The organism is Kitasatospora sp. NPDC059408, assembly GCF_042751525.1.
Classification (GTDB): Bacteria; Actinomycetota; Actinomycetes; order Streptomycetales; family Streptomycetaceae; genus Kitasatospora.
The window spans coordinates 23,540-32,294 of sequence record NZ_JBHYWI010000088.1; the positions used below are offsets into that span (position 1 = coordinate 23,540).

Genomic DNA, 8,755 nt, shown 5'->3' on the forward strand with positions numbered 1-8,755 from the left:
GACGGACGGTCCGGCGCGGACCGCGCGGACCGCCCTGGCGCGGACTGTTCTGGAGAGGACCGTCCCGGACTGAGGAACGGGGAGGACGGACGTGGTCGGAGCGCGGCGCTGGTGGCCGGGGTTCGTGGTGCTGTCGGCGATCTGGGGCGCGAGCTTCGCCCTGATCAAGGTCGCGGTGACGGCGGGGGTGCCGCCGGTCTGGGTGGCGCTGTGGCGCAGCCTTCTCGGGGCGGCCACGCTGTGGGCGATCCTCGTGCTGCGGCGCGAGCGGGTGCCGCGCGAGCGCGTGGTCTGGGGCCACTCGGCGGTGGTCGCGGTGCTGCTCAACACCGTGCCGTTCACGCTCTTCTCGTTCGGCGAGACGAAGGTCAGCTCGGTGCTCGCCGGGGTGCTGAACGCGACCACGCCGCTGTTCACGCTGCTGTTCGCGGCCGCCACGGTGGCCGAGGAGCGCCGCCCGGGGGCGCGCCGGCTGAGCGGTCTCGCGCTCGGCTTCGCCGGTGTGCTGACCGTGCTCGGCGTCTGGCGCGGCATCGGCTCGGGCGAGCTCGCGGGCGGGCTGGCCTGCCTGGGCTCGGCGTGCTGCTACGGCGCGGGCTTCGCCTACCTGCGGCGCTTCCTGAGCGGCCGGCCGCACAGCGTCACGGCGCTGTCGGCCGCTCAGATCACCTGCGCCGCGGCCGAGCTGGCCGTCGTGGCGCCGCTCGGCGCGGGCGCGCCGCACTGGCCCGGCGCGGGCGCCGCGGCCGCGCTGCTCGTGCTGGGCGCGGCCGGCACCGGCTTCGCGTACGTGCTCAACCTGGGCCTCGTCCGGGCGGCGGGCACCGCGGTGGCCTCGGCCGTCACCTACGTGACGCCGGTCTGGTCGATGGCGCTGGGCGCGGCCCTCCTCGCCGAGCCCGTCGGCTGGAACGCCCTCGTGGGCGGCGCGGCCGTGATCGCCGCCGTCGTGCTGACCCGGCCCGCGCGGGCGAAGGCACCGGCGGAGAGCCGAACGGAGGCCCCGGAGAAGGCGGGCGCCGAGGCGGCGCACGGCTGACTGCCGGACGGCTGACTGACGGACGGAAGACATCGGGAACTCCCTTCCCCGGTACGAAGCGGACGGCTGAATTCGTATCCGATCTGACGTTCGGTGTCTACTGAATTACGATCCGTGCCCGCTGCGGGTCTATCGTGGCCGTGTGGTGAGGTCCTGGGATGCAGCGGTGGAACGGGCGCAGGATCGGCTGGCGGCGGGGCCGCGGCTGACGGTGGTGCCCGAGGGGGACGAACGGCGCTTCGCGCTCTGGGACTTGGCGTCCCTCGTGGAGGGCGAGCTGGGGGAGCGGGTGGACCCGGGCGCCCTCGCGCCGGATGCCGAGCGGCGGTGGCGGGAGCGGCTGGGCGAGAGCGGCCGGGAGTGGCCGGGCGGCGAGCTGTACCGGCGCCGGTACTGGGTGCTGGGCCCGGGCGGCGCGGTCGCCGGGACGGTCGCCGTCGACAACTGGACGCGGGGTCCCGGCCAGCTCGCCGTCTCCTCGCTCTACCTGCGGCCGGAGGCCCGCGGGTGCGGCCTGGCCGCCGGGGTGCTGGCGGACGTGTACGGGGCCGCGGTCGCCGAGGGCCTGCCCGGCTACCGGCTGGAGGCGCACTGGACCTGGCAGCACGCCGTCCGCTACTACCTGCGCCGGGGCCTGTGGGTGGTCGGCTGGAAGCACTCGCTCGCCCTCGCGCGGATGCCCCAACTCCCGCCCTACCGCGTGCGGGAGGAGGACGGGCGGCTGCTCCTGCTGGTGGAGGACGGCGCGCAGGGCTGGGTGCCGCTGCTGGCCGCCGGGCGCGAGGGCCGCTGGCTGCGGCTGGACGAGACGGCCGCCTACCGCGGCACGGACGGCTGGGTGCACGGCTACGCGCGCTCGACGCTCGCGCTGCACCTGGCGCTGGCCGGCCGCCCGCTGGTGCGCGGGCCGCAGTGGTGGGCGGAGGCGTGGCGCTGGGCGGACACCGGCGAGCCGGAGGGGCTCGCGTACAAGATCGAGCACTTCGAGCAGCTGGCCGCGGCGGCGGGCCGGCGGGTCGTCACGCCGTACCGCCCGGTCTGTCCCTAGGGCCGGGGGCCAGAGCCGGGGGTCCGGGGCCGGGGGTCCAGGGCCACGGCACTAGGCGGAATCGCGCCCGGGTCCTGCCAGACTCGGACCATGGCTGAGATCGAGATCGACGGCGCCCCCGCCGACGCGGCGCGGGTGGCGGCGCTGGGGCTGCTGAACTACGGGCACTTCACCACCCTGCGCGTCGGGTCCGGCCGGGTCCGGGGCCTCGCGCTGCACCTGGAGCGGCTGGTCCGGGACTGCCGGGCGCTGTTCGACGCCGAGCTGGACCCGGCCGTCGTGCGCGAGAGGATCCGCGCGGTGCTGCCGCCGGACGGCGCGGAGGCGATCGTCCGGGTCACCGTCTACGACCCGGAGCTCGGCCTGGAGCGCCCGTCCGGGCCGGCCGCGCCCAGCCTGCTGGTCACCACCCGCCCGGCCCCGGCCGCCGCGCCCGGCCCGCTGCGGGTGCGCACGGTCGCGTACGTCCGGGAGGCGCCGGAGGTGAAGCACGTCGGGCTGTTCGGCCTGATCCGCCACCGCCGCAGCGCCCAACTCGCAGGGTTCGACGACGCGTTGCTGGTGGACCCGGCGGGCCGGGTGACCGAGGGCGCCACCTGGAACGTCGGCTTCGTCGACGACGGCGGCCGCGTGGTCTGGCCGCAGGGCCCGAGCCTGCCGGGCGTCACCGCCGCGCTGCTCGCCCGCGCGTACGACGGGCCGCAGGGGCGCGGGCCGGTGGACGCCGTCGAGGTCGACCGGTTCAAGGCCGCGTTCGCGGTGAACGCGGGCGTCGGCGTCCGCCCGGTGGCGGCGATCGACGGCACCCGGTTCGACGCGGACCACCCCGTCCTCGACGAACTCCGCGCCGCCTACCAGGGGGTGGCGGCCGACCCGGTGTGAGTCGGGGGCGAGGAGGCCTCCGCGACCGGCCCGTCCCCCGACCGGGTGACATCCGGCGGCCCGAACGGGCGCAAAGGGATCACTCGGATGCCCAACCCCCGTTATTGCCCGTGATCGTGATGCCGGATCAGCTACGCTCTCGCCCGCCCCGCCCCACCCGCCGAGCAGAGAGTAGCCCGGAATGACCAGTCCTCCCGCGGCCCCCGCGCCCCGCTGGCCGCTGATCCTCCTGCGCGTCACCTCGACCACGCTGGGCCTGCTGGCCGTCCTCCAGGTCATGCTGGCCGGGAGCTTCCTCAACGGCACCTACGAGTCCCTCAAGGACCACGAGGGCAACGCGATGACGCTGGCCACCGTCGCCGTGCTGCAGCTCGCGGTGGCCGTCCTGGTCCGGTGGCCGGGGCGCGGGCCGCTGTGGCCGCTGTGGAGCACCGCCGTCCTGACGGTGGCCGTCATCGGCCAGATCACCGCCGGCTACGGCCGGGCCCTCGGCGTGCACGTCACGCTCGGCGTCCTGCTGGTCAGCGGCATCCTGTTCGCGCTGGTCGGCGCCTGGCGCGAGCCGCTGCCCGCCCGAGCCGCCGTCGCCGAGCCGGGGCCGGACGGCAGCGGGCGGCTGCCCAGGCCGGGCGGGCCCGTGGAGGTGGCCAAGTGAACCGCCGCCGTTTCCTCGGCATCGGCGCCTCCGTCCTCGGCGCGGGCGCGCTGGCCGCCGTCGCGGCCCCCTCCGCGGCCCGGCTGCTGGCCGAGGGCCGCCCGGGCCGGCTGCTGAGCAGCGGGCTCGAACTGCCGCCGGCGTTCCAGGTGCCGCTGCCGGTGCCGCCGGTGCTCAAGCCGGTCGGCGGCGACGACACGGGCGACCGGTACGAGATCGTCCAGCAGGTCGCCAAGCTGGAGATCCTGCCGGGCGTCAGGACCGAGGCCTGGACGTACGGCGGCAGCTTTCCGGGGCCGACGGTGGTCACCCGCTCGGGCCGGGCGGCGGTGGTCAAGCACCGCAACGAGCTGCCGGTGCCGTCCGTCGTCCACCTCCACGGCGGGCACACCCCCGCCGACAGCGACGGCTACCCGGTCGACCTGCTGCTGCCCGTCGGGTCGAGCGGGAGCACCGGAGCCGGCGCCATGGCCGGGATGCCCGGCATGGAGCACCACGCGGCGGGGAAGTCCGTCACCGGCGAGCGCGTCCACACCTATCCGGGTCACCAGCGCGCCGCCACCCTCTGGTACCACGACCACCGGATGGGCTTCACCGGCCCGGGCGTCTGGCGCGGCCTGGCCGGCTTCCACCTCGTCCACGACGACGAGGAGGCCGCCCTGCCGCTGCCGCACGGCGACCGCGACCTGCCGCTCATGCTCGCCGACCGCTCCTTCGCCGAGGACGGCTCGTTCCGGTACCCGGCGGTGGGGGCCGACCGGCCCGGGGTCACCGCCGACTACGCGAACGGCGTCCTCGGCGACGTCATCCTCGTCAACGGCGCGCCCTGGCCCCGCCTCGACGTCGACCGGGCGCGCTACCGGCTGCGGTTCCTCAACGCCTCCAACGCCCGCCTCTACCGCCTCGAACTCGACCCCCAGCCGTCCGGCGGCGACGCCCTCGTCCAGATCGGCTCGGACGGCGGCCTGCTCGCGGCGCCCGTCGCCCACGACGCGCTGGAGATCGCCCCCGCCGAGCGCTTCGACGTCGTCGTCGACTTCTCCCGCTACCCGCCCGGCACCGCCGTGCGCCTGCTGAACCGGTTCGGCAGCGGCCGGACCGCCGAGGTCATGCGCTTCGACGTCTCCTCCCGGCAGGTCTCCGACGACGCGACGGTGCCCGAGCGGCTGTCCACGATCGAGGAGCTCGACGCCTCCGCCGCCGCGACCACCCGCGACTTCACCTTCCGGCGCAGCCGCGGCGACGGCTGGACGATCAACGGGGACCCGTACGAGCCGGGCCGCTCCGTCGCGGCCCCGGCCCTCGGCGCCACCGAGATCTGGCGCTTCTCCACCGACCTGCACCACCCCGTCCACGTGCACCTCAACCACTTCCAGGTGCTGTCGCGCAACGGCAAGGAGCCGGGGCCGTACGACGCCGGGTGGAAGGACACCGTCGACCTGCGGCCGGCCGAGGTGATGGAGGTGCTCGTGCGGTTCACCGACTACGCGGGGACGTACATGCTGCACTGCCACAACCTGGAGCACGAGGACATGGCGATGATGGCCGACTTCGCCGTGCAGTGACCCACCCTCCGGACTCACCTCCCAAGAACCGTCACCGCTCGGCGACCGGGAGGTGACGTCCGGAAACCGCCCCGGTGAACGGGGACCGGGCATGGCCCCGCCGGAACCGGGGGATCATCCGTTCGGCGCAGCGCCGGAGGGCGCGCGGTGCGCCCTCCGGTGGCCGTCGCCTAGCGTCGCCCGGAGGGGCACCCGCCGAGGCCGACCGAGGAGCCGCGCATGACCACGCCCGCCGAACGCCGCCGCCAGGGCCGGGCCGCCCGCGAGCGGGTCTCCCGATCCGCCCACGGCCGCTGGATCCCCGCCGCCGACCGGCCCGACCCGGTCGCGGTGCTGGAGCGGCAGGGCGAGGACCGGGTCGCGCGGCTGCTGCCGATCCGCTACGGCCGGATGGCCGACACCCCCTTCACGTTCCTGCGCGGCGCCGCCGCCGTGATGGCCGCCGACCTCGCGGCCGGGCCCGACACCGGCCTGACCGTCCAGCTCTGCGGCGACGCCCACCTGGTCAACTTCGGCCTGTACGCCTCGCCGGAGCGCGCCCTGCTCTTCGACGTCAACGACTTCGACGAGACGTACCCGGGGCCCTTCGAGTGGGACGTCAAGCGCCTCGCCGCCAGCGTCGCCGTCGCCGCCCGCGACAACGGGCACGACGAGGAGCGCGTGCGCCGCGCCGCGCTGAGCGCCGCCCTGGGCTACGCCGCCGCGCTGCGCCGACTGGCCGGGCTGCGCGAGCTCGACGTCTGGTACAGCCGGATCGACAGCGCCGACCTGCTGCCGCTGGTGCACCGGGGCAAGCAGCGCCGGCGGGTCGAGGCGGACCTCGCCGCCGCCCGGCGCCGCACCAGCCTGCAGGCCTTCGGCAAGCTCACCGAGGAGCGGGACGGACGGCGGCGCATCGTCAGCGCGCCGCCGCTGATCGAGCCGGTGTCGAAGACCGAACTGCGCTCCGTCGGCAAGGTGTACAGCGACTACCGGGCCACCCTCGCCGAGGACCGCCGGGTCCTGCTCGACCGCTTCCGCTTCGTCGACGCGGCGGTGAAGGTGGTCGGCGTGGGCAGCGTCGGCACCCGCTGCTACGTCGTCCTGCTGGAGGGCCGGGACGGGCGGGACCCGCTGTTCCTCCAGCTCAAGGAGGCCGGGCGCTCGGTGCTGGAGGACCACCTGCCGGCGACGCGGGTGGACGCCGAGGTCGCCGCGCACCACGGCGGGCGGCGCGTCGTCACCGGCCAGCACCTCATGCAGGCGGCGAGCGACATCTTCCTCGGCTGGACCACCGGCCCGGCCGGGCGGCACTTCTACGCCCGCCAGCTGCGCGACATGAAGGGCACTGCGGACGTCGCGGACATGGCCCCGGCCGGCCTGCGCGCCTACGCCGACCTGTGCGGCCGCACCCTCGCCCGCGCCCACGCCCGCACCGGCGACCGGCTCGCCATCGCGGGCTACCTCGGCGCGGCCGACACCTTCGCGGAGGCGATCGCCGACTTCGCGGTGCTGTACGCGGACCGCACGAAGCTCGACCACGCGGAACTGGTGGCCGCGATCGGAGAGGGGCGCATCAAGGCGACCCGGGGCGTGTGAGCGCCCGGCCGGGGGCAGGCCCCGCGCTGACCGACCGTCAGCGGCGTTGTCGGTGGCGTGTGCCAGGGTGGCCCCATGTTGGCGATCACGGTGCAGGAGAACGACGGGACACGGCACGTCGGGGCGGGTGCGGACGCCCTCGGCGCGCTGGTCGGGCGGCTGGGCGCGGACGGGGACAACTTCGTCGTCGTCCAGCGGGTGCCCGACCTGCCCGACGTCTACATCCAGGTCTGGCACGCCGAGGGCGGCGACTACTCCCTGGAGCACCGGGACGGCTCCGCCGACCGGCACTACGAGGTCACGCTCGACCGGCCGGAGCCGGTCGTCGCCGCCATGCTGGGCTGGGCGCGCCGCGAGCCCGGCTGGGGCGAGGGGCTGGACTGGAAGCCGCTCGGCACGGGCCCGGCGCCCGAGCCCGTGCCCCCGCTCGACCTGCCGGCCGGCGAGCGCCGCGACCTGGAGGAGCGGCTGCGCCTCACCCTGGCCTGCGGCTACACCACCCGCGCCGCGCTGGCCGAGGAGGCCGAGGAGTACCTGCTCTCCCCGGGCAGCCGTCCGGTCTCCCGCGAGCAGGCCGAGCAGCTGGCCGACCGGCTGTGGCTGGAGCGCGTCGGCGAGCAGACCGGCTGGGTCGGCGAGACGGACCCGGAACGCCTCGCCCGCGCCTTCGCCGCCCTGGACGCCGAGGGCATCACGGCCCGCGAGCACTTCACCTGCTGCCGCACCTGCGGCGAGGCCGAGATCGGCGCCGAGGGCGCGTCCGACGCCCGGGGCTACGTCTACTTCCACACCCAGTGCACGGAGTCGGCCGCCCGCGGCCACGGCCTCTCGCTCCTCTACGGCGGCTTCGACGGCTCCCGGCTCACCACCACCGCCGTCGGCCACGAGGTGGTGGCCGCCCTCGCGGACGCCGGCCTGCCGGCCGTGTGGAACGGCGACGCCGCCCGCGCGATCGAGATACGCCCGCTGACCTGGCGCAAACGACTGGTGGGCTGACCGGTGGGCGACGACGCCGAGGCCCCGGCCGATGGGCGGTTCGTCGTGGTGACGGTGACGGTGGCGCGGTCGGCCGGTGGCGCGGTGGTCGAGCGGGTGATGGACCACTGGGTGGCCGCGATCGGCGGGACCGAGTGGTGGGCGGGCGACGAATGGTGCGTTACGGAACCAACAGGCGCAGGGCGTTCGGGACGGCGGTGACCTCGACCGGCAGCGGGGCGATGAACTCGCCGTCGGCGTAGGACGTGATGCCGGGGGACTCGATCCGCAGGGACGGGGTGCGGTGGGTCTCCACCTCGGGGTGGTGCACGTGGGTGCCCTTGAAGACCGTCGGGAAGAAACGGGCGATCCGCAGCCGGGGCATCGCGGCGACGAGGGTGACGTCGAGCAGGCCGTCGTCGGGGAGAGCGGCGGGGCAGATGAGCATGCCGCCGCCGTAGCTGCGGGTGTTGCCGACGGCGGCCAGGGTGAGGTCGCGCTCGATGACGGTGCCGTCGGCGAGGGTGATGCGGAAGGGCAGCGGGCGAAGGTTGGCGAACTCGGCGAGGATGGCGAGGTTGTAGCGCATCCGGCCGCGCGGCCAGCGCAGGCGGTTGGTGCGGTCGCTGACCAGGGAGTCGAAGCCGGTGGCGAGGACGGAGCCGAACCAGTGGGCCGTCCCGTCCGGGCCGGTGATCCGGCCGAGGTCGACGGTGCGGGTCCGCCCGGCGGCGATGACGTCGGCGGCGGCCTCGGGGGCGTCGCGCGGCAGGCCGTACTCGCGGGCGTGGTCGTTGCCGGTGCCCGCGGGGACGACCCCGAGCGGGACGGCGGTGCCGGCGACGGCCTGGAGCGCGAGGTTGACCATGCCGTCCCCGCCGACCACGGCGAGCGCGTCGGCCCCGCCCGCGACGGCCTCGCGGGCGAGGCGGGCGGCGTCCTCGGCGTCGCGCCCGGCGTGGCGCTCGACCTCGACGCCGTGCGCCCGCAGCCGGGCGACGGCCCGCTCGGCG

Annotated in this window: 8 protein-coding genes; 7 read left to right on the plus strand and 1 reads right to left on the minus strand. The window is 76.0% G+C overall.

The genetic code is table 11. The features are described 5' to 3' along the window. The first annotated feature begins 91 nt into the window (after positions 1 to 91). The 7 genes from ACFXDE_RS37095 to ACFXDE_RS37125 all read left to right on the plus strand — a co-directional run bounded on the left by ACFXDE_RS37095 (position 92) and on the right by ACFXDE_RS37125 (position 7,763). Positions 92 to 1,039, plus strand: a complete 948-nt coding sequence (locus tag ACFXDE_RS37095; RefSeq protein ID WP_380498785.1) for a DMT family transporter — start codon at positions 92 to 94, stop codon at positions 1,037 to 1,039. A 166-nt stretch (positions 1,040 to 1,205) separates the two neighbouring features. After that, entirely contained in the window at positions 1,206 to 2,087 is an 882-nt protein-coding gene (locus ACFXDE_RS37100) for a GNAT family N-acetyltransferase (protein ID WP_380498786.1), read from the plus strand. A gap of 90 nt (positions 2,088 to 2,177) precedes the next feature. Further along, the gene (locus ACFXDE_RS37105) at positions 2,178 to 2,969 is read left to right on the plus strand and encodes an aminotransferase class IV (protein ID WP_380498787.1); all 792 of its coding nucleotides are present in this window, start codon (positions 2,178 to 2,180) and stop codon (positions 2,967 to 2,969) included. A 181-nt stretch (positions 2,970 to 3,150) separates the two neighbouring features. After that, positions 3,151 to 3,624 carry a hypothetical protein gene (locus ACFXDE_RS37110; protein WP_380436017.1) on the plus strand — a complete coding sequence of 158 codons (474 nt, stop codon included), beginning with the start codon at positions 3,151 to 3,153 and terminating at the stop codon, positions 3,622 to 3,624. Further along, a complete protein-coding gene (locus tag ACFXDE_RS37115; RefSeq protein ID WP_380498788.1) occupies positions 3,621 to 5,189 on the plus strand; it encodes a multicopper oxidase family protein in 1,569 nt (522 codons plus the stop codon). The genes ACFXDE_RS37110 and ACFXDE_RS37115 overlap by 4 nt, the downstream gene beginning before the upstream one ends. A 219-nt stretch (positions 5,190 to 5,408) precedes the next feature. Further along, the gene (locus ACFXDE_RS37120) at positions 5,409 to 6,767 is read left to right on the plus strand and encodes a DUF2252 domain-containing protein (RefSeq protein ID WP_380498789.1); all 1,359 of its coding nucleotides are present in this window, start codon (positions 5,409 to 5,411) and stop codon (positions 6,765 to 6,767) included. 75 nt (positions 6,768 to 6,842) lie between these two features. After that, entirely contained in the window at positions 6,843 to 7,763 is a 921-nt protein-coding gene (locus ACFXDE_RS37125) for a DUF6891 domain-containing protein (RefSeq protein WP_380436023.1), read from the plus strand. 160 nt (positions 7,764 to 7,923) lie between these two features. On the opposite strand, the gene ACFXDE_RS37130 is transcribed toward ACFXDE_RS37125, so the two are convergent. Further along, the coding region (locus ACFXDE_RS37130) for a diacylglycerol kinase (protein WP_380498790.1) at positions 7,924 to 8,755 on the minus strand (832 nt) is incomplete at its 5' end.

Bases quoted from the DNA above. Each gene is read 5' to 3' on its own strand.
- ACFXDE_RS37120 (WP_380498789.1), top strand. From the start codon at position 5,409: ATGACCACGCCCGCCGAACGCCGCCGCCAGGGCCGGGCCGCCCGCGAG.
- ACFXDE_RS37110 (WP_380436017.1), top strand. From the start codon at position 3,151: ATGACCAGTCCTCCCGCGGCCCCCGCGCCCCGCTGGCCGCTGATCCTC.
- ACFXDE_RS37125 (WP_380436023.1), top strand. From the start codon at position 6,843: ATGTTGGCGATCACGGTGCAGGAGAACGACGGGACACGGCACGTCGGG.
- ACFXDE_RS37105 (WP_380498787.1), top strand. From the start codon at position 2,178: ATGGCTGAGATCGAGATCGACGGCGCCCCCGCCGACGCGGCGCGGGTG.